Genomic DNA, 22,477 nt, shown 5'->3' on the forward strand with positions numbered 1-22,477 from the left:
AACTTATATTTTATTATAAAAACCATCACGCAGGTCGTGATGGTTTTTTTTGGCTTAAACTTAAGTATAAAAAGACTTCAAACTTTGTACCTTTGCTGTTCTAAATATTTGCCCCTTAATTACATGAATTTCCAAGTAGTATCCGATTATCAGCCTAAAGGCGACCAACCGCAAGCCATAGAAAAATTAGCCCAAGGAATTATTGATGGTGATCCATTTCAAACACTTTTAGGAGTTACCGGTTCGGGAAAAACGTTTACCGTTGCTAATGTAATTCAGGAAGTACAAAGGCCTACATTAGTTTTGGCACACAACAAAACATTGGCTGCTCAATTGTACTCGGAATTCAAGCAATTTTTCCCTAATAATGCGGTGGAATATTTTGTTTCCTACTACGATTATTACCAACCAGAAGCTTTTATGCCTGTAACAGGAGTTTTTATTGAAAAAGATTTATCTATCAATGAAGAACTGGAAAAAATGCGTATGTCAACTACCGCTTCGTTGCTTTCTGGAAGAAGAGATATTTTAGTGGTCGCATCGGTATCGTGTTTATACGGTATTGGAAATCCTGTAGAATTTCAGAAAAATTTAATTCCAATTGAAAAAGGACAAATGATTTCTCGTACCAAATTATTACACCAATTAGTACAGAGTTTATACTCTAGAACAGAAGCTGATTTTAATCCGGGAAGTTTCAGAATAAAAGGTGATACGGTAGATGTATATCCGAGTTATGCTGATGAAGCGTACCGAATCCACTTTTTTGGTGATGAAATTGAAGAAATAGAAAGTTTTGATACTAAAGATTCTAAAGTCCTTGAAAAATTTGAAAGGCTTACTATTTATCCAGCCAATATGTTCGTGACTTCACCTGACGTATTGCAAGGAGCCATTTGGGAAATCCAACAAGATTTGGTTAAACAAGTTGATTATTTCAAAGAAATTGGAAAACATTTAGAAGCAAAACGATTAGAAGAGCGAACCAATTTTGATTTAGAAATGATTCGGGAATTAGGTTATTGTTCTGGAATTGAAAATTATTCGCGATATCTAGATGGTCGTTTACCTGGAACAAGACCTTTCTGTTTGTTAGATTATTTCCCTAAAGATTACTTAATGGTGGTCGATGAAAGTCACGTAACGCTTTCACAAGTGAGTGCGATGTATGGAGGAGACAGAAGTAGAAAAGAGAATTTAGTTGAATATGGTTTCCGACTTCCTGCAGCGATGGACAATCGTCCGTTGAAATTTGAGGAATTTGAAGCGATGCAAAATCAAGTGATTTATGTATCAGCAACTCCAGCTGATTATGAATTAGAAAAAACGGATGGTGTTGTCGTAGAGCAAGTAATTCGTCCAACAGGATTACTAGACCCAATTATTGAAATCCGTCCAAGTTTAAACCAAATTGATGATTTGATAGAAGAGATTCAAGTTCGAGCTGAAATTGATGAACGTGTTTTAGTGACCACACTAACGAAAAGAATGGCCGAAGAATTAGCTAAATATTTAACTAAAGTAAATATTCGTTGTCGTTATATTCACTCCGAAGTAGATACATTGGAACGAATTGAAATTATGCAAGATTTGCGTAAAGGAATTTTTGATGTATTAATTGGTGTCAATTTACTTCGTGAAGGATTAGATTTACCAGAAGTATCACTCGTAGCAATTTTAGATGCGGATAAAGAAGGTTTTTTGCGAAGTCACCGTTCGTTAACACAAACTATTGGTCGAGCAGCGAGAAACTTGAATGGTAAAGCCATTATGTATGCGGATAAAATTACCAAGAGCATGCAAAAAACCATTGATGAAACTACATACAGAAGAACCAAACAAATAAATTACAATACAGAACACAATCTAGTTCCGATGGCACTTAATAAGAAAATTGAAAGTGCATTTACTAAAAATCCATTAGTAGATTATGAACTAGGACTAACAGTAGATGCAGCCGCAGAACCAGAAACTACTTATATGGCTAAGCCAGAAATTGAGAAACTTATCAGGGAAAAACGCAAATCAATGGAGAAAGCTGCAAAAGAATTAGACTTTTTGCAAGCAGCTAAACTACGTGATGATATTAAAAGACTGCAAGGACAGTTAACTTAATTATGTTGCTCTTGAAAAATACTCAATATAACTTTAGGTTCTATCATAGCGTTAGGCGCTTCGTTCATTAGTTTTAAAATACGGTTGGTAGCAACTGGACTAAGCCCCATTTGCATAGCTATTTGTTTTATGGCAGTAGCTTCATTTTTATGCAAAACGCCATCGCAATACATTAATAAAGCTAAACGATAAAATTGTTGTATCCGTTGAAATTCTGATTTTATGGGTAACGACGGTAATTCCTGATGAAAAAAATCTTTGAAAACTTCGTTGTCAAAACTCAGTTCTTTTGCTACAATTTCTAGAAACTCAAATTCTTTCTTGTGCAAATGTCCATCTACAGTAGAAAAAGCAATCATCTCTAGAAGCAAACTCCTCTTTTCTTCGAATGTATTCATGAAATTATATTTTCAGCTAAAATATCGTTTTTAAACTAGAACGCAAAACGAGCTGACACAATTTGATTTTTAAGAATATTCAAAATAAATCTAACAAAAAGATAGAATATAGCGAGATTTTAAACAATAATTCATTAATTTTAATCTTTAAATTTAGCATTAAATGAAACTAGTCCTTAGAGAATATAACCTTAAATTAAAACATACGTTTACAATTTCAAGAGAGTCAATTGACTTTCAACCATCATTAATTGTAGAATTACAAAACGGAGAATTTTCTGGTTTTGGCGAAGCTACTTCTAATCCTTATTACAAGACCACCGTTCCAGTAATGATGCAGGATTTAGAAAAAATTCGTAGCCTTATTGAAGCGACTACAAATGAAACACCAGAAGATTTTTGGGCAAAAATCCACCCGCATTTAAAACACGATATGTTTGCTTTGTGCGCATTAGATATGGCTTACAATGATCTTTATGCACGCCAAAAAGGAAAAAAACTATACGACTTGTGGAACTATAGTACTGAGAAAAATCCACTAACCGATTATACTATTGGTATTGCTTCCATTGAAAAGATGGTAGAAAAAATGCAAGAACTTCCTTGGCCGATTTATAAAATAAAATTAGGTACTAAAGAAGATATTGCCATTGTAACAGAACTTAGAAAACATACTAATGCAATCTTCAGAATTGATGCTAATTGCGGTTGGGATGTCGAAGAAACTATAAAGAACGCTGTAATATTAAAAAAATTAGGTGTAGAATTTTTAGAACAACCTTTAAAAGCCGACAATTGGGACGGACATAAGGAAGTTTTTAAACATTCTGTTTTACCTATTATTGCTGATGAAAGCTGTATTATTGAAGAAGATGTAGCAAAATGTCACAATCATTTTCATGGTGTAAATGTCAAGTTAGTAAAATGTGGCGGTCTCACTCCGGGGCGAAGAATGATTCAAGAAGCCAAGAAGTTAGGTTTAAAAACTATGGTGGGGTGCATGACCGAATCGACTGTAGGAATATCTGCAATTGCACAATTATTACCACAACTTGATTATGTTGATATGGATGGCGGACTGCTTTTAGCAGAAGATATTGCAACTGGTGTAACAATAGATTTTGGAAAAATATCCTATTCTGAACTCAATGGAACTGGCGTGACTTTAATTTAATATTATAATGAAAGTCAACCAATTTCCGGATCGAATAATTGAAGTCGACAATAAAGAATTTTTATATTTTGGTGGAACGGCTTATTTAGGTCTACCTGCAAATGCAGCCTTTCAGCAATTGGTCATCCAAAATATTTTAAAATGGGGAACCGCTTATGGCAGTTCTAGAAGTGCTAATATCCAACTAACGGCTTACGAGAATGGTGAAAAATTTTTAGCAAACTATATTAAAGCAGAAGCTGCACTTACAGTTTCCTCAGGAATGCTGGCTGGAAAATTAGCGCTTGAAGTTTTAGCTCGTCAAACGGATTGCTTTTTTCATTTTCCTGATACACATGCGGCACTTAAAGTACCTTCTAGCCTACCTTTTTTTGTCGGAAATAAATTAAATCCTCGTTTGCTAGATTCTGTGTCTGAAAAAATCACGATTCTAACAGATACTGTTCCGTCTTTTCGTACCCAAGCAATAGATCTTTCCATTTTAAATTCCATTCCTGCAAATAAAGAAATTACTTTGCTAGTGGATGAATCGCACTCACTAGGAATTCTAGGGAAAAATGGTTGCGGAATTTATTCGGATATTTCGCTTCCTACTATTAAAAGCAAAATTATGATAGCTTCATTAGGAAAAGCCTTTGGACTAACAGGCGGTGTTATTGCAGGCGACAAAGATTTTATAAATGAAATGAAAAACTTAGATACTTTTATTTCTAGCGCAGGCATGAATGCGGCATTTGTGCAAACTATGGCTGATGCAGCAGCAATTTATTTGCAACAGCATCAAAAATTAACAACTAACTTAAAGTATATTGACACCTATTTAATCAAAAATAAAGCAATTCATTTTAATATTAATTACCCATTAATTTATCCTGAAATTGACGCAATCAAGGAAATTCTGCTTGCCAATAAAATTATAGCTACTAATTTCAAATACCCAACAGACACAAAGGATTTGAATCGAATTGTAATCACTGCCAATCACAAAAAAGAAGATTTAGATCGCATAATTACTATTTTGAACCAAAATCAAATGTGAATCTAATGTAGTGGTGCAATTGCATTTTAACCGTACATTTGTAAAAAATTAAAATGATGACAAACAACGATATCTTTAAAAAACTTCGTGTAGCTTTAATGCTTCGTGACGATCAAATAGTTGAAATATTAGAACTGGTAGATTTTAGAATCACTAAATCAGAATTAGGTGCTTTTTTCCGTGATGAAAAACATGAAAACTATATGGAATGTGGTGACCAAGTGTTGCGTAATTTCCTAAATGCATTAGTAATTCATTTACGTGGAACAAAAGAAAACCCGAAAAATCCAAACGATGTTTTAGCCAAACATAAAGCACAAATCCCTGCAAAAGAAGGATCAAAAGACAGACCTGAATTTAAGGCAAAACCAAGAGACGAAGAAAAGTCAAGAGGAGATGAAGCGCCTTCAAAATCAAGACCTGCGACAAAAAACACTTCTAAAAAGCAATACCCAAAAGGGAATTCAAAACCTCAAGTTGTAGAGAAAGTGAAATTTAACTTCGGTAAGAATAAAAAATCATAAGCGTGAAAACGGCATTGGTAATTGGTAGTACTGGTTTAATAGGTTCACATCTATTGAATTTACTTTTAGAAAGCTCCCAGTACGATAAAGTAGTCACTTTCGTAAAAAGAGATACAGGAATAACGCATCCAAAATTAAGGCAACACATCATTGATTTTGACAAGCCGGAAACCTACAAGGAATTAGTTTTTGGTGATGATTTCTTTTGTACTATTGGTACCACTATCAAAAATGCAGGAAGCCAACAGGCTTTTAGAAAAGTTGATTTTGAATACCCAAAACAGTTTGCCAGATTTGCGTTACTAAATAAAGTGAAACACTATTTGATTATTTCATCTCTTGGTGCTGATGCAAAATCCGGAAACTTCTATTTGAAAACCAAAGGAGAAATTCAAGATTTACTTAAAGATTGTAATTTCGAAAGTGTGTCTGTATTGCAACCTTCATTGCTATTAGGAGATCGAACTGAATTCAGATTCGGAGAAAAAGTAGGTGGTTTTTTCATGAAAATGCTTCCTTTTTTATTCTTTGGGAATTTAAAAAAATACAAACCTATTGAAAGTACAACAGTAGCTAAAGCTCTTTTAAAAATTGCTCAAAATAACAACAAAGGTTTCAAAATATACGAATCAGATCTGATTCAAGAAATTGGAGAATAACTGAAAATCAAAATCCTGTTCCTAGCGAGCAGGATTTTTTTTGTTATATTTGAAAAGAGTAAAAAATAATATGAGAATAGTAAACTGGAATTGCAACGGTGCATTTAGAAAGAAATTTAGTTTGCTTCAACAATTCGATGCTGATATTATTGTAATTCAAGAATGTGAAAATCCTGAAAGATCAAATGATAAATTGTATAAGGAATGGGCAACTAACTTTATCTGGATTGGAGAAAATAAAAACAAAGGACTTGGAATATTCTGCAAAGACTCTTTAAAACTTTCAAATAATAATTGGGAAACAAATGAACTTAAGTATTTTATTTCTGCGACTATTAATGAAGATTTTAATATAATAGGATTATGGAATCATCATGCAAACTCACCTACTTTTGGCTATATAGGACAGTTTTGGAAATACTTACAAATCAATAAATCATTAATGCAAAAAACTTTAATTGTTGGTGACTTCAATAGTAATAAAATTTGGGATAAGTGGGATAGATGGTGGAATCACACCGATGTAGTAAGGGAATTAGAAGAGCTAGGAATTAGAAGTTTATACCACGAATATTTTAACGAAGAACAAGGCGAAGAAAAAACTCCAACTTTTTATTTGCAGAAAAACAGTTTAAAACCATATCATATTGATTATGTATTTGCAGATAAAAAACTTTTCGAAAGCGCAAAAAAATTTGAAATTGGAGAAAAGAATAAATGGTCAGAATGGAGTGATCATATGCCTATATTAATTGAACTATAATTTGTAAATAGAAACAAAATAATTTAAAAAATGAAACCATTCCTAACCAGCGTAATTTTATCGATAACATCATTATTTTTCGGACAGGCTAATAAAAGCAACGAAGCGGCTTATCTACTTGATTATAAATTAGTTTCGCAGAAAACAATAAGCTACATAAGTCCTGATGAAATAGACTCCGTAAATGTCAAAAAGAACGATACCATAATTAATAACAAGCACTTTTCTGGGGTACTTTACGTCACTACTAAAAATCGAGATAAATTTGATTTTTTAAATTTAGAACAAATCAAAAATGATTTTACTTCTATTAAAAAAAGTGACGTGGTCTATATGATAAATGGCGATTTTATCAAAGAAGACCTAAAGGCTATCTTATTAGATCGCAATTATATTTTAAAAGTTGAAGTTACAAATTCAAACGATTTTTACAATTTAAGAGAAAGCAATACTAAATTTGATATCATCAATATCTTAGGGAAAACAAAAGAAAATTTAGATGCAAAAAACAACATTATTTTAAGAGGTCACGAAGCAATTGGGGTTAAATAGAATGTAATTTAAGAACTACAACTCAACATCGAGCACCCAACTTTATCTCTAGCCCAATCAGGTCTTTTAGCAAACCACTTTTGGAAATCAAGTTGCTCATCATACGGTTTTTTAAGCATTTCGAATAGTTCATTTAGCAACGAATAATCTCCTTTATCAGCATCATCAATACACAATTGCGTCATATAATTCCGCAATACATATTTAGGATTTACAGCATTCATTTTATCTTTTCTGTCTAAGTCGGATTGTGTTTGCTCGTTGATTCTAAAATTATAAATTTCAAACCAATCGTACCAATCTTTTAAGATTGTTTCATTCAAATCTTTTTCGTTATAAAAAGCATCTCTTATTGTATCAAAAGATTCAGAAACTGAATTTTCTTTATTCACGTTGCTCAAATTTCTAAAGAAAATAGTCATATCTATTTCTTCTTTTTCAAGCAATTCAGTCAAACGGTTCACTAAAAACAGATCATCATCAAGTTTGTCTTGTAAGCCAAGCTTATTTTGCATCATATTTAAGTATTCCTTTTCATAATCAGAAGCATAAGCATTTAAAATAGCTTCAAGTGGTTTAGCATCATTGATGAGTGGATACAAAGCGTTCGCTAATTGGTATAAATTCCAAAGCGCAATTTCAGGTTGGTTCCCAAAACGGTATCTTTTATGTTGGTTATCCGTAGTATTTGGCGTCCAATTAGAATTATAATCTTCTAGCCAACCGTAAGGTCCGTAATCTATCGTTATGCCATGAATGGACATATTATCCGTATTCATAACGCCATGGACGAAACCAACACGTTGCCATTCGACTATCATCTTGAGCGTATTTTGGGTAACTTCTTGGAAAAAGGCCAAATATTTTTCGACTCCTTCCACTTTAATATGATGAAAATGATGCTTGATAGTAAAATCTGCCAATAATCTGAGATTTACAAGATCTTCTCTAGAAGCAAATAATTCAAAACTACCAAAACGAATAAAAGAAGGAGCCACTCTACAAACGATAGCGCCTTTTTCGTAGGCAGGATTTCCATTATACAATACATCACGAAGGACTTGGTCACCAGAAAGCATCAACGAAAGCGAACGTGTGGTAGGAACGCCTAAATAATGCATCGCTTCGGCGCACAAATACTCACGAATAGAAGAACGCAAAACGGCAAAACCATCTGCTGTTCTGGAATATGGCGTAGGCCCTGCTCCTTTTAGTTGCAAAGTGTATGACTTATTTTCATGAAAAACTTCGGTAAGATTGATCGCACGTCCATCACCCAATTGTCCAGCCCAATTCCCGAATTGATGTCCAGCATAACCCAAAGCATACGGTTTCGTGCCTGAGTAAATTGTATTTCCTGAAAAAATATTTAAAAATTCAGTTGAAAATATATCTTCTTGGGATAATCCTAAAGAACTAGCCACTTCCTCTGAAGCATGAATTAGTGACGGATTTGAGGGCTTTTTGGGTAAAACAAAGGAATAACAAGCTTGCTCGACTTGTCTTGGAATATTTATCTCGCTAGAGTCAGCAGGTAATTCTGTAGTAAAATTATTTTTTATATGAAGTTTCATTTGATAGCAGAATAATTAAGATCAGTACCATACAAAGGTATTGGATACATTAGACATATTTGAATTCTTATGATAACTTTATTCTATAACCAAAGCCGATTTATTTATAAAGATCTTGGAAGTAAACACAACGATTTTCAATAGTTTTATAAGAATAATACACCAAAAAAATAAACTGTTAAGTATTAAAATATTTACTTTTAATCTTTTACATTTGCCAACATAACATTTTTTTTTACAAAAAAACATTTCATTTCAAAATCACTTATTTATGAAAAAAGCTTTTTTATATCTTTCGGTAGTCGCACTAGTAGGAACGCTTTCTTGCAAAAAAGAAGTAACGGAAAATAAAATTAAAACAGACAGCGTAACTGTAATTACTGATTCAGTAAAAACAGATAAAAAAACTACAGCAATTGATCCTGATCCAAATGATACTATACCAGCCACTCAATACGGAATTAATTCTTCTAGTTTAAAAACTGCAAATTTGGTTCGTTCCACATTACAAAAGCTTTTTAAGGAAGATTTAGAAAAAAAATGGATTAATGAAACCAGTAGAAAATTTATTTTCTTTGAATATGATTTGAATGATGACGGAAAAAAAGAAATTCTGGTTGGACTAACCGGATCTTATTTCTGCGGCTCAGGCGGTTGTACACAATATATATTAGACAACCAAGGTAATGTAATTTCAAAATTTACCGTTGCGGATAGTCCGGTTATAATTAACACTCATAAATCCAGTGGTTGGAAAGACCTAATTATTTATAGTGCTGGTAAAAATAGGTTGGTGCAATTTAATGGTAAAAAATACCCTTCTAACCCTTCGTTACAAGCCGAATTCAATATGATTCCAGGTGATGATTTACCAAGAGCATTAAACTTTATTAACGAACCCTATCCATGGTTTCTATTTTAATTGAATCTGCTCTAAAATCAGTTATTAAATTTTAATACTATAAATCCAAAAAAAATCCTGAGCTTTCACTCAGGATTTTTTAATATATAACAATTTATAATTAAGAAAGAGCAGCTTTTACTTGGTCTGCAGCTTCTTGAAATTCAACAGCAGATAAAATTGGCATTCCTGAATTATCAATTAATTCTTTAGCAATAGCTGCATTAGTACCTTGTAAACGTACAATGATTGGCACTTTTATAGCATCTCCCATATTTTTGTATGCATCAACAACTCCTTGTGCCACACGGTCACAACGAACGATTCCACCAAAAATATTGATTAAGATTGCTTTTACGTTTTGATCTTTTAAAATAATACGGAAAGCAGTTTCAACACGTTTTGCATCAGCAGTTCCACCTACATCAAGGAAGTTTGCAGGTTCAAAACCAGCATACTTGATTAAATCCATAGTTGCCATCGCTAAACCAGCTCCGTTCACCATACATCCTACTGTACCATCAAGATCAACATAGTTTAAACCTACTTCTTTAGCTTCAACTTCGATTGGGTTCTCCTCACGAATGTCACGCATATCAGCATATTTCTTTTGTCTGTATAAAGCATTATCATCGATATTTACTTTAGCATCTACAGCCATAATTTTATTATCAGATGTTTTTAAAACCGGGTTGATTTCAAACATCGAAGCATCAGATCCAATATACGCATTGTATAAAGAGTCGATGAATTTCACCATTTCTTTGAAAGCATTTCCAGAAAGACCTAAGTTAAAAGCAATTCTTCTTGCTTGAAAACCTTGTAATCCTACCGCAGGGTCAACTTCTTCAGTAAAGATTAAGTGTGGTGTGTGTTCTGCTACTTCTTCAATATCCATTCCACCTTCAGTAGAATACATAATCATATTACGTCCTGTAGCTCTGTTTAACAGTACAGAAACATAAAACTCAGAAGTTTCACTTTCACCTGGATAGTAAACATCCTCAGCGATTAAAACTTTATGCACTCTTTTACCTTCAGCAGATGTTTGAGGCGTAATCAATTGCATTCCGATAATTTGCTCTGAAATTTCTTCTACTTGTTGTAAGTTTTTGGCAAGTTTAACTCCACCACCTTTTCCACGTCCACCTGCATGAACTTGGGCTTTTACAACATACCAACTTGTACCTGTTTCGATAGTTAATTGTTTTGCAGCAGCAACGGCTTCTACTGGGTTATTTGCAACGATTCCGCGTTGAATGCGAACTCCGTAACTTGCTAAAATCTCTTTTCCTTGATATTCGTGTATGTTCATAATATAGAATTTGTCTGGCTTCTGAATTTATTTCAGTTTAAAAGTGCGACAAAAATAGCAAAATTCATCTGAATAGAGAAATGTTTTACACTTAAAAAATTTTAATAATGTTCATTGAGACAATTAGGATCGATTTTATACTTTATACTGTAAATCGAAAGCAAATTGTCAATTTTATCAGCATTACAAAAACTAACTATAACGATTGAGTTATAATAGCTGAAGCCACATCAGTAAAAGGATTGATACTATTTCTTATATCGAAAAAAAGAAAAATTATTGATTTGTCAATTACAAAGTATCAAAATTATTTAATTATCATTTCAGGTGTGATTTTCTAATACTATTATAAAAATGCGATTTTAATCGACTAAATGATAAATTAAATTCAGCAAAACCTTTATTTTTGTATAAAAAATACATTCACGATGATAGTTAAAGCACAAGGCCTTTATTTACCGGAATTTGAACATGATAATTGCGGAGCGGGATTCATTTGTAATTTAAATGGAATTAAGTCAAATGATATTATACACAAAGCACTCGATATTTTAATAAAACTAGAGCATCGGGGAGCGGTTAGCGCCGATGGGAGAACCGGCGATGGTGCAGGTATACTTTTTGACATTCCTCATGATTTTTTTAAGAAAGTATGTGACTTTGAACTTCCAGAAGTTAGACAATATGCCGTAGGAATGGTTTTTATGCCTAAAAGCATTAACCAAGTTGCTTTTTGTAAAACTACTTTTGAAACTGCTATAAAAAACCAAAATCTAGAAATCTTAGGATGGAGAGATGTACCGGTAGCTCCTTCTAATTTAGGGCAAATTGCAGCCGAAAAAGAACCTACTGTAAAACAAGTCTTTGTAGGCAAAAATGGCTTAGAGCTGACTGAGCAACAATTCAATGCTAAAATGTTCGCTGCTAGAAAAATTGCAGAACATGCCATTCGAAATTCAAGAACTTCAGAAAGTCACATGTTCTATTTTTCTAGTTTTTCTACAACGACCATTATATATAAAGGATTGTTGATGCCCGAGGATATCAGTAGATATTATACTGATTTATCAGATACTGATTTAGTTACTAGACTAGCGCTTGTTCATCAACGCTTTTCTACCAATACATTTCCTTCTTGGGAATTAGCCCAACCGTTTAGATACATGTGTCATAATGGTGAAATAAATACACTTCGCGGAAATATTAGCCGAATGCGCGCTCGCGAAGAACTAATGCAGAGTGAAGTTTTTGGAGAGGATCTAAAAAAATTATTCCCAATCATATTAGAAGGAAAATCAGATTCAGCGTCTATGGATATGGTAGTCGAATTATTATTGATGACTGGTCGCTCCTTACCAGAAGCCATGATGATGGTTGTGCCAGAGGCTTGGGAAAAACATCAAACAATGTCTGATGAAAAAAAAGCATTTTATGAATACAATGCTTGTATTATGGAGCCTTGGGATGGCCCCGCTTCTATTCCATTTACTGATGGTAATGTAATTGGTGCATTATTGGACAGAAATGGATTGCGTCCTTCTCGATATACATTAACGAAAAGTGGTTTTGTTATTATGTCTTCAGAAATTGGTGTTCTAGATATTAAACCAGAAGATGTAATTCAGCATGGTCGTTTAGAGCCAGGGAAAATGTTCTTAGTAGACATGAATGAAGGCCGAATAATAGAAGATGACGAAATTAAAAATGCCATTGCAACCAAAAGACCTTATAAAAAATGGCTGGATGAGAATTTATTGCATTTAGCTAATGTCCCTTATACTAATAATGCAATCCCAACAGAAATTGTCGATTTTGAAACAAGACAACGTTTATTTGGTTACACTATCGAAGATTTAAAAACAATTATAAATCCGATGGGAGCACAAGGTGCAGAAGCCTTGAGCTCGATGGGGAACGATACTCCATTAGCCGTTTTATCAGATCAGCCACAACTTTTATATAATTATTTCAAACAATTATTCGCTCAAGTTACTAATCCACCTTTAGATGGAATTCGCGAAGAAATTATTACAGATATCAGTTTAGCGATTGGAGGTGATTTTAATCTTTTTGATATTGATGCCAAACAATGTAAAAAATTAAAAATCCAAAATCCAGTTATTTCAAACGAGGATTTAGATAAGTTAAGAAATATCGACCACGTTGATTTCAAATCAGTAACCATTTCTACTTTATACGATATAGAAAAAGGCGTGAACGGCTTAGAACGCGCTTTAGAACGCGCTGTGCAAGCTACATTTAAAGCAGTTTCAGAAGGATGTAATATTGTAATAATTTCAGATAGAGGAGTTAGCGAAAAAATGGCACCAATACCCATGTTACTTGCTTGTTCTTATATTCACCATTCTCTTAATGTCCTTAAATCTCGTTCTAAATTCGGAATCATAATTGAATCCGCAGAACCTCGTGAACCACATCATTTTGCCTTACTATTTGGTTATGGAGCTAGTGCCATTAATCCTTATATGGTGAATGAAATTATTCATAACCAGATAAACCAAGGTTTTATTACAGGCATAAAAACTGATTACGCTATTAAAAACTACAATAAAGCAATTGCAAAAGGAGTTCTGAAAATCATGAATAAAATTGGGATCTCTACCTTACATTCATACAGAGCGGCACAGATTTTTGAAATTTTAGGATTAAATAAAACATTTTCTTCTAAATATTTTCCTTACACTCCATCAAGAATTGAAGGAATTGGTTTAATGGAAATTGAAAAAGAAATCAAAAAAAGATATCAGAAAGCATTTCCAAATTCTGAAGTAGCGAATTTACTACCGTTGGAAATTGGAGGAATTTACAGATGGAGACGTAATGGGGAAAAACACATGTTTAACCCAACAACTATTTCTAAACTACAACAAGCTGTACGATTAAATAGCCCAGAAAGTTATAAAGAATATGCTACTATGGTCAATGATCAAAGCGAAAATTTAATGACAATTAGAGGTTTATTCGAATTTAATAATTTAGATCCAATTTCTATTGACGAAGTAGAACCTTGGACAGAAATTGTAAAAAAATTCAAAACTGGCGCTATGTCTTACGGGTCTATTAGTCAGGAAGCGCACGAAAATTTGGCAATAGCCATGAACAGAATTGGCGGTAAAAGTAATTCAGGAGAAGGCGGAGAAGATCAAAGACGCTTTCAAAAAGAGGAAAACGGTGATTCTAAAAATAGCGCTATTAAGCAAGTAGCTTCGGGAAGATTTGGAGTTTCAATAAATTATTTGACTAATGCCAAAGAGATTCAAATAAAAATGGCTCAGGGTGCAAAACCTGGAGAAGGTGGTCAATTACCAGGAGAAAAAGTAGTCCCTTGGATTGCAGCAACAAGAAATTCCACTCCTTATGTGGGATTAATTTCTCCACCTCCGCACCACGATATTTATTCAATCGAAGATTTATCACAGTTGATTTTTGATTTAAAAAATGCCAATAGAGAAGCGCGTATTAATGTGAAATTAGTTTCAGAAGTTGGTGTTGGAACAATCGCTGCTGGTGTTGCCAAAGCAAAAGCCGATGTGATTTTGATTTCAGGATATGACGGAGGAACTGGCGCTGCACCATTAACATCATTGCAACATACAGGAATTCCGTGGGAACTTGGTTTAGCCGAAGCGCAACAAACCTTACTATTAAATGATTTAAGAAGCCGTGTAGTTTTAGAGTGTGACGGCCAGTTAAAAACAGGACGTGATGTGGCTATTGCGGCTTTACTTGGCGCAGAAGAATTTGGTTTTGCCACAGCGCCTTTAGTCGCTTCTGGTTGTATTATGATGAGAGCTTGTCACTTAAATACTTGTCCGGTTGGGATTGCAACGCAAGATCCAGAATTGAGAAAAAATTTCAAAGGTACTCCTGAGCATATCATTAATTTCATGTATTTTATTGCCGAAGAGCTACGCGAAATAATGGCTCAACTAGGATTTAGAACACTGAAAGAAATGGTGGGACAATCGCAGAAATTGAATGTTAACAAAGCAATTACACATTATAAAGCGAGTGGACTGGACTTATCAGCTATTTTATACAAGCCAGAAAAAGGAAAAACAGTTCCAAATCACAATACCACTGCGCAAGATCACGCATTAGAACATGTATTGGATTTTGATATCATAAAAGCGGCGATACCTTCAATTTATCGAAAAGAAAAAACAAGAGTTACTTTTAAAATAAAAAATACAGACCGTTCTGTTGGAGCCATTTTAAGTAACGAAATTTCAAAAATATACGGTGCAAAAGGATTACCAGACGATACCATATTAGTTGATTTTGAAGGATCAGCTGGACAAAGTTTTGGTGCTTTTGCAACAAACGGTCTCTCTTTCAAAATTCACGGAAATTGTAATGACTATTTAGGAAAAGGACTTTCTGGAGCTAAATTAATTATCAAGGTTCCTCCTACCGCTACTTTCAAACCAGAAGAAAATATCATAATAGGAAACGTTGCGCTTTACGGAGCTATTACTGGAGAAGCGTATATAAACGGAATGGCCGGAGAACGTTTTTGTGTTAGAAATTCGGGAGCAACAGCTATTGTTGAAGGAATTGGAGATCATGGATGCGAATATATGACTGGAGGAACAGTAGTCGTTTTAGGTAAAACAGGACGAAATTTCGCAGCAGGAATGAGCGGTGGTATTGCATATGTTTATGATCCAAATAAAAAGTTTGACGCCACTGTTTGCAATATGGAGGTGGTAGCGTTCGAACCTCTAGAAGAGCACGACACTACATACTTAAGACGTTTAATAAAAAATCATTCTCTATATACTAGTAGTCCATTAGCAAAGAGAATTTTAGAAGATTGGGACAAGCAACAGAACAATTTCGTAAAAGTAATGCCAACAGATTACAAAAAAGCATTGCAAAGATTGGCGGAAGAAAAACAGATTGAAGAACTACTAGCACTATAATTATGGGAAAGATAGGAGGATTTAGAGAATATAATAGAACGGACGAAAGTAATATAGTTGTCGAAGAACGAGTGTCAAATTACAAGGAATTTACGATTCCATTGGAAAAAGATAAGATGAAAGAGCAAGGATCCAGATGCATGGATTGCGGCATTCCCTTTTGTCACAGTGCTTGTCCATTGGGAAATCTGATTCCTGATTTTAATGATATGGTACATCAGGAAGAATGGCAAAGCGCATTAGAAATTTTGCAATCGACCAATAATTTTCCAGAATTTACAGGTCGCCTATGCCCTGCTCCATGTGAAAAATCATGCGTTTTAGGAATTATAAATGAACCTGTAGCTATTGAAAACATAGAAAAAAATATCATTGAACGCGGTTTTGCTGAAGGATGGATTAAACCGCAAACTCCCGCAGTAAGAACAGGAAAAAAAGTAGCAGTTGTAGGTTCTGGTCCTGCAGGATTAGCAGCTGCGCAACAACTAAACCGAGCTGGTCACAGTGTTACTGTTTTCGAAAGAGACAATGCAATAGGTGGTTTATTACGTTACGGAATTCCAAATTTCAAGCTAGAAAAAGGAATTATTGACAGACGTGTAGCGATTTTAAAAGCGGAAGGAATTGTGTTTAAAACCAATATAAATGTTGGTATAAATTACAGTATTGAAGAACTAAATTCATTTGATTCAATTGTACTATGCGGTGGAGCAACCGAAAGAAGAAGCTTACCAACAAAAGGAATTGAAAGCAAAGGCGTTGTACAAGCCATGGATTTCTTGACCCAACAGACCAAATCTCTGTATGGAGAAAAAATTGAAAATCAAGTTCTGGCAACTGGCAAAAACGTTATTGTGATTGGTGGTGGCGATACAGGCTCTGACTGCGTGGGAACTTCAAATAGACATGGTGCTAAATCAGTAACTAACTTTGAAATTTTACCTAAACCTCCAGTTGGCAGAAGTGAATCTACACCTTGGCCATTTTGGCCTTTGCAATTAAAAACTTCTTCTTCCCATGAAGAAGGTTGCAATAGAAATTGGTTAATTAATACTAAAGAATTCATTTCGAATGAAAAAGGAGAATTAGTTGGTTTAAAAACAGTCGAAGTAGCGTGGAAAATGACAAATGGTCAAAGACCCGAATTAATTGAGAAAGAAGGATCAGAGAAAATTTGGCCTTGTGATTTAGCGTTATTAGCATTAGGATTTACAGGTCCTGAAAAAAATTTAAGTGATCAATTAGGCTTGGAAGTTGATTTTAGAAGTAATTATAAAGCAACTAATTATCAAACAAATGTTCCACATATCTTTACGGCTGGCGATATGAGAAGAGGACAATCACTGATTGTTTGGGCTATTTCAGAAGGACGTGAAGCGGCAAGAGAAGTTGATAACTTTTTAATGGGTTATACCAATTTACCAACAAAAGGACAAGGCGATTTACCTAGTTTATAGCTGCATATAAAATTAAAAGACCCTTGATTCAATTTCAATCAAGGGTCTTTTTTTTGCTATTTTTAAATAAATGTTTAATTTAAAACTTTTTGTTATATTTCGTTATAATAAATTTATTAACTTGTACAACTAAAGAAAGAATAATAAATTTGCCAAAAATTAATAATCATGCAATCAAAAGACTTACTTCAATTAGCAGAACAGTATGGCAGTCCATTATACGTATATGATGCTGCAAAAATTCAATCTCAATATAATAGACTATCAAAAGCTTTCTCGAAGGTAAATAAGCTACGAATTAATTATGCGATGAAGGCACTATCAAATGTAGCAATTCTGCAATTATTGCAAGAAATGGGTTCAGGTCTTGATACTGTATCTATTCAGGAAGTAATGTTAGGACTTCATGCAGGTTATGAACCAGATCGAATTTTCTATACTCCTAATGGCGTTTCACTAGAAGAAATCGAAGAAGTGAATGCTATGGGAGTTCAAATCAATATTGATAACTTATCTATTCTAGAGCAATTTGGAACTAAATATCCACACGTTCCTGTTTGCATCCGAATAAATCCTCACGTTATGGCAGGAGGAAATGCAAATATATCTGTTGGACACATCGATAGTAAATTTGGTATTTCAGTTCATCAATTACCACATCTAGTTCGCATTGTAGAAAATACAAAAATGAATATAGTAGGAATACACATGCATACTGGTTCAGATATTCTTGATATTGAAGTATTCTTATATGCAGCTGAAATATTATTTGATGCAGCTAAAAGCTTTAAAAACCTTGAATTCTTGGACTTTGGAAGCGGATTTAAAGTTCCTTACAAAAAAGACGATATAGAAACTGATATAGAAGAACTAGGTAAAAAACTATCTAAAAGATTCAATGCTTTTTGTGTTGAATACGGTAAAGAATTAACCCTAATATTTGAACCAGGAAAATTCTTGGTAAGTGAAGCTGGTTACTTTTTAGCTAAAGTTAATGTGGTAAAACAAACGACCTCTACTGTTTTTGCTGGTATCGATAGCGGATTCAATCATTTAATCAGGCCAATGTTTTACGGTTCGCAACATCATATTGAAAACATTTCACACCCAAAAGGGAAAGAACGTTTTTACTCTGTAGTAGGATACATTTGCGAGACAGATACGTTTGCAAATAATAGAAGAATTTCAGAAATTAAAGAAGGTGATATTTTGAGTTTTAGAAATGCCGGAGCATATTGTTTTTCTATGGCTTCAAATTATAATTCACGTTACAAGCCAGCTGAAGTTTTATGGATGAATGGCGAAGGGCACCTAATTCGAGCTCATGAAACTTTTGAGGATTTACTTAAAAATCAAATTTCACTTCCCGTAACTACGGCAACAGTCTAAAATAACAATCCCATTCGTTAGTCCGAATGGGATTTTTTTATCAAAAAAATCAATCGAAAAACATATTTAGCCAAAAAATAATCAGTTCTTAACATACTAAATGAAGTAGTTTATTTACATTTGAATTTCTTACAAAAAAAATCAAAAACAATGGATAGACGGAAATTTTTCAAAAACGGTTCTTTATTTGCTATTGGAGCGACCATATTAAATCCTTTCGAAGGAAATGCAAAAGAACTTGATTTTGACACTTTAAAAAAGAATACAAAAGCAAAAAATATCATTGTGATTGTTAGCGATGGAATGAGCATCGGTACACTAAACATGGCTGATATCTACCTCAATAGAAAAACTGGAAAAGGCAGTAACTGGATTCAATTATATAAAGACAATAAAGTAACTCGAGGTTTGATGGATATGGCTTCGGCATCATCAATCGTTACTGATTCTGCAGCAGCAAGTTCTTCTTGGGGAAGTGGTTTTCGTGTAAAAAATGGTTCTTTAAATGTTGGTGTAAACGGAGAAGAGTACCTTCCAATTTGGCAGAAATTTAAAAAAGCAGGAAAAATGGCGGGTTGTGTGACTACAGTTCCTATTACTCATGCCACACCTGCTGGATTTTGTGTTGCTTCAAAAAGCAGAAATAGTCAGGATAGTATAGCCGAAATGTATCTTGACCTGAAATTTGATATTATGATGGGTGGTGGAAATAACTATTTTTCTTCTGAAAGCCGCAAAGATAAACGGGATCTGTATCAAGAGTTTTCTAACAATGGATTTTCTGTAGTAAAAAACAAAAGTGAAATGTTTGCTTGCGGTAATAGCAAGCCTATTCTTGGCGTATTTTATAACGATGGATTACCCTATTCTAAAGATAGAGAAAGTAGTAAAGAATTAACCGGAACTATTCCTACATTAGCAGAAATGGCACAACGTGCTATTGATAAAATGAAAAATCATCCCAATGGTTTTGTACTTCAAGTAGAAGCTGGAAAAGTGGATTGGGCGGCACATGGAAACGATATTACAGGTTTACTTTACGATCAAGTAGCACACGATGAAGTTGTAAAACTTGCTATTGATTTTGCCGAAAAAGATAAAAATACTCTTGTAATTATTACTACTGACCATGGAAATGCCAATCCGGGAATTATCTACGGTAGAGATGCAGATGCTAATTTTGATAGTATTCAAAATTACAAACAAACTAATGAATGGATCTTAAACGGAATTGGCCAAGAAACTACAGTTTCACAGTTAATTGACAGAATCGAATACGCTAATAAAACAATTCTAAAACAGGATGAAGCTAAGGAAATTTTAAATTTTTATTCGAATATTAAATTAGAAGAGGGTCTTTATAATCCAAGACATTTGCCTTTCAAATTACTAGCTGACATTCAAAAGAAATACAATTCAGTCGGCTGGATTAGTATGGATCATTCTGCTGATTATAGTGAACTAGCGATGTATGGCCCTGGAAGTGACTTATTGAAACCTTTCATTAAAAATACGGACTTACATTATTTAATGTTAGAAGCTGCTGAAGTAGAAAATAAATTTTAGTGTCTAAATTAAAAACTAAAAAAACTCCTATCTTATTCAAAGACAGGAGTTTTTTTTTTAAAATTATGTCCCGTCCTGAAATAGCGATACACAAAAAACATCGTTATGGAAGAAACTTTCAATTATGCAAAGCGTACTCAAAAAGACTATTCAATGTCTTTTAAATTACAAATTGTTCAAGAAATAGAACAAGGACATCTCACAGCAACCGAAGCCACAAAGAAATATGGCATTCAATGTAGAAAGACTGTTATAGAATGGTTGCGAAAATTTGGTAACTTTGATTGGGAAAACCAATCTCGTTTGAATATGCCAAAGACATCAGAACAAAAAATCATGGAACTTGAAGCTCAAGTCAAGTTATTAGAAAAGCAAAAGGCATTTCTAGAACGACAAGCTTATGTTGCAGACAAAAAAGCGATACTATTTGATATGATGATAGATTTAGCAGAGAAAGAATATCATATCGATATACGAAAAAACTCTGTACCCGAACAATCGACTACTTCAAAACAAAAGAACAAAAAACAGTAGCGTTTACCTGTTATTTGTTCGGGATAGACAGACAGGTTTATTATCGAAAAATTAAAAGAAGAGCATCCAAACAGAACAAAGCCCAAGAAGTAATTTTGATGGTAAATGATATCAGAAAAACAATGCCTAGACTAGGTACTAGAAAACTATATTATCTTCTGCTGGATAAACTTCAATTAATGAAAATAGGAAGAGATAAATTCTTTGATATACTCAGAGCTAATCATTTATTGATACAGCCTAAACGAAGTTATCACCTAACAACTAACTCCCATCATCGATTTAGAAAACATCAAAATCAGATTTTAGATTTAGAAATTAACAGACCTGAACAAGTTTGGGTGTCTGATATAACCTATATCGGGAAAAGAGAAAATCCATGTTATTTAAGTTTAGTCACAGATGCTTATTCTAAAAAGATTATGGGGTTTTATGTTGCTGATAATATGAACACAGAAAGTAGTTTGAAAGCTTTAAAAATGGCTCTTAAGCACAGAAATAATAAAACTTTGCAGTTAATACATCACTCTGATAGAGGTTTACAATATTGTGCTAATCAATACCAAAAACAACTTAATAAAAATAAGATTGTATGTAGTATGACTCAAAATTCTGACCCTTATCAAAATGCAGTTGCAGAAAGGATTAATGGTATTTTAAAACAAGAATTTAGCATTGATAAATACAAACAAAAAGCAGAAATTATGCAAAAAGTTGTAAAGGAAGCTATTAATATCTATAATGAAATCAGACCTCATTATTCTAATTATATGCTAACGCCAAATCAGATGCATACCCAAAACAAAATTAAAATGAGAACTTATAAAAAAAAAACAGTAGTAAACCGAAGCTTACTACTGTTTAAAAATTGTACTTTTATTTTTTATTAATCCTGTATCACTTTTTCAGGACTAGACATTACACAGCAAAAAATATATAATAATTTAATGCTTTTCTAAAAGCGTTTCCAATACTTCTGCTTCTGTTCCATTGGTAAAAGGGATCTTCAACATCTGTGAAAGTGTTGGTGCAATTTGTGTAATATATTTTTTAGAGTGTAATTCTCCCTTTGGCACTTGCCATCCATAAAAAATCAAAGGCACATGTGTATCATAACTATTAGGCGAACCATGTGTAGTCCCTGTGGCTTGGTATTGCATATAACCCGTTTTATCCAAAACAACAATCTCACCATTCTGTTTAGGATCATACCCCTTAGAAATAAAGCTTAAAAAATAATCATCACCAGAAGATGCTAAAATTTCCTCTTCAGTATATACTCTTTTTACTTGTTCTTGCGCCATCAAAAATTCTTTGAAGCTTTGTTTCACCTTTGTTAATTCTAAACCTTTCTTTTTTATAATTTCTTTATTGAAAAACAGATTAAAATTCGAATAATCCAATATTAAATCAGCACCAAAAGTTTCATTAGAATATTTTTTTAATCCTGTAACGATATCTTTTGAAGGAATATTTTTTACATTGTATTTATTATCCTTCAAATAATTTGGATTTTCAGCTCCAGCGTGATCTGCCGTCAGAAAAAGTAGATAATTATCCTTTCCCACTGT

17 protein-coding genes and 1 pseudogene (1 of these 18 only partly in view) are annotated in these 22,477 nt (G+C 33.5%); 14 read left to right on the forward strand and 4 right to left on the reverse strand.

The features are described 5' to 3' along the window. Positions 1–123: 123 nt before the first annotated feature. The gene (gene uvrB, locus LNP27_RS13645; RefSeq protein ID WP_229942196.1) at positions 124–2,115 is read left to right on the forward strand and encodes an excinuclease ABC subunit UvrB; all 1,992 of its coding nucleotides are present in this window, start codon (positions 124–126) and stop codon (positions 2,113–2,115) included. Here the strand turns inward: uvrB and LNP27_RS13650 are convergent. Beyond that, positions 2,112–2,513, reverse strand: a complete 402-nt coding sequence (locus LNP27_RS13650; RefSeq protein WP_229942197.1) for an excinuclease ABC subunit B — start codon at positions 2,511–2,513, stop codon at positions 2,112–2,114. The genes uvrB and LNP27_RS13650 overlap by 4 nt on opposite strands. 163 nt (positions 2,514–2,676) lie before the next feature. Between LNP27_RS13650 and LNP27_RS13655 the strand changes: the two genes are divergently transcribed. The 6 genes from LNP27_RS13655 (at position 2,677) to LNP27_RS13680 (ending at position 7,224) form a co-directional block, all read left to right on the forward strand. Beyond that, the gene (locus LNP27_RS13655) at positions 2,677–3,687 is read left to right on the forward strand and encodes a dipeptide epimerase (protein WP_229942198.1); all 1,011 of its coding nucleotides are present in this window, start codon (positions 2,677–2,679) and stop codon (positions 3,685–3,687) included. Between the two features lie 7 nt (positions 3,688–3,694). Continuing rightward, positions 3,695–4,726 carry an aminotransferase class I/II-fold pyridoxal phosphate-dependent enzyme gene (locus LNP27_RS13660; protein ID WP_229942199.1) on the forward strand — a complete coding sequence of 344 codons (1,032 nt, stop codon included), beginning with the start codon at positions 3,695–3,697 and terminating at the stop codon, positions 4,724–4,726. A 56-nt stretch (positions 4,727–4,782) separates the two neighbouring features. Beyond that, complete coding sequence (locus LNP27_RS13665) at positions 4,783–5,250, forward strand: DUF1456 family protein (RefSeq protein ID WP_229944074.1); 468 nt, start codon at positions 4,783–4,785, stop codon at positions 5,248–5,250. Positions 5,251–5,252: 2 nt separating this feature from the next. Beyond that, positions 5,253–5,909 (forward strand): oxidoreductase, encoded by a 657-nt coding sequence (locus LNP27_RS13670; protein WP_229942200.1) that lies wholly within the window; start codon positions 5,253–5,255, stop codon positions 5,907–5,909. A 70-nt stretch (positions 5,910–5,979) separates the two neighbouring features. Then, positions 5,980–6,672 carry an endonuclease/exonuclease/phosphatase family protein gene (locus LNP27_RS13675; protein ID WP_229942201.1) on the forward strand — a complete coding sequence of 231 codons (693 nt, stop codon included), beginning with the start codon at positions 5,980–5,982 and terminating at the stop codon, positions 6,670–6,672. 30 nt (positions 6,673–6,702) lie between these two features. Next, complete coding sequence (locus tag LNP27_RS13680; RefSeq protein ID WP_229942202.1) at positions 6,703–7,224, forward strand: hypothetical protein; 522 nt, start codon at positions 6,703–6,705, stop codon at positions 7,222–7,224. Between the two features lie 8 nt (positions 7,225–7,232). Here LNP27_RS13680 and LNP27_RS13685 read toward each other — a convergent pair whose 3' ends face one another. Further along, complete coding sequence (locus LNP27_RS13685) at positions 7,233–8,798, reverse strand: protein adenylyltransferase SelO (protein WP_229942203.1); 1,566 nt, start codon at positions 8,796–8,798, stop codon at positions 7,233–7,235. Between the two features lie 271 nt (positions 8,799–9,069). Between LNP27_RS13685 and LNP27_RS13690 the strand changes: the two genes are divergently transcribed. Beyond that, positions 9,070–9,720: a hypothetical protein gene (locus LNP27_RS13690; protein ID WP_229942204.1), complete on the forward strand. Its 651-nt coding sequence runs from the start codon at positions 9,070–9,072 to the stop codon at positions 9,718–9,720. A gap of 100 nt (positions 9,721–9,820) precedes the next feature. Here the strand turns inward: LNP27_RS13690 and sucC are convergent, their stop codons facing one another. Beyond that, a complete protein-coding gene (gene sucC, locus LNP27_RS13695) occupies positions 9,821–11,014 on the reverse strand; it encodes an ADP-forming succinate--CoA ligase subunit beta (RefSeq protein WP_229942205.1) in 1,194 nt (397 codons plus the stop codon). 428 nt (positions 11,015–11,442) lie between these two features. On the opposite strand from sucC, the gene gltB reads away from it, so the two are divergent. From gltB to LNP27_RS13725, 6 genes and pseudogenes are all read left to right on the forward strand, one after another. After that, entirely contained in the window at positions 11,443–15,960 is a 4,518-nt protein-coding gene (gene gltB / locus LNP27_RS13700; protein ID WP_229942206.1) for a glutamate synthase large subunit, read from the forward strand. Positions 15,961–15,962: 2 nt separating this feature from the next. Beyond that, on the forward strand, positions 15,963–17,417 hold the full coding sequence (locus LNP27_RS13705; RefSeq protein ID WP_229942207.1) for a glutamate synthase subunit beta: 1,455 nt from the start codon (positions 15,963–15,965) through the stop codon (positions 17,415–17,417). 168 nt (positions 17,418–17,585) lie between these two features. Further along, positions 17,586–18,806 carry a diaminopimelate decarboxylase gene (gene lysA, locus LNP27_RS13710; protein WP_229942208.1) on the forward strand — a complete coding sequence of 407 codons (1,221 nt, stop codon included), beginning with the start codon at positions 17,586–17,588 and terminating at the stop codon, positions 18,804–18,806. 150 nt (positions 18,807–18,956) lie between these two features. Then, positions 18,957–20,372, forward strand: coding sequence for an alkaline phosphatase (locus LNP27_RS13715; RefSeq protein WP_229942209.1), 1,416 nt, complete (start codon positions 18,957–18,959; stop codon positions 20,370–20,372). A 105-nt stretch (positions 20,373–20,477) separates the two neighbouring features. Next, positions 20,478–20,639: pseudogene (locus tag LNP27_RS15350) on the forward strand (helix-turn-helix domain-containing protein); the annotation flags it as partial. 281 nt (positions 20,640–20,920) lie between these two features. After that, on the forward strand, positions 20,921–21,796 hold the full coding sequence (locus LNP27_RS13725; RefSeq protein WP_229942211.1) for an IS3 family transposase: 876 nt from the start codon (positions 20,921–20,923) through the stop codon (positions 21,794–21,796). Positions 21,797–21,850: 54 nt separating this feature from the next. Here the strand turns inward: LNP27_RS13725 and pafA are convergent, their stop codons facing one another. Beyond that, on the reverse strand, positions 21,851–22,477 hold the 3' portion of the coding sequence (pafA, locus tag LNP27_RS13730; RefSeq protein ID WP_229942212.1) for an alkaline phosphatase PafA. 990 nt of this gene lie beyond the right edge of the window; the window shows 627 of its 1,617 coding nt (coding positions 991–1,617); the start codon falls outside the window, past its right edge; its stop codon occupies positions 21,851–21,853.

Origin of the sequence: Flavobacterium galactosidilyticum, from assembly GCF_020911945.1 — a bacterium.
Classification (GTDB): Bacteria; Bacteroidota; Bacteroidia; order Flavobacteriales; family Flavobacteriaceae; genus Flavobacterium; species Flavobacterium galactosidilyticum.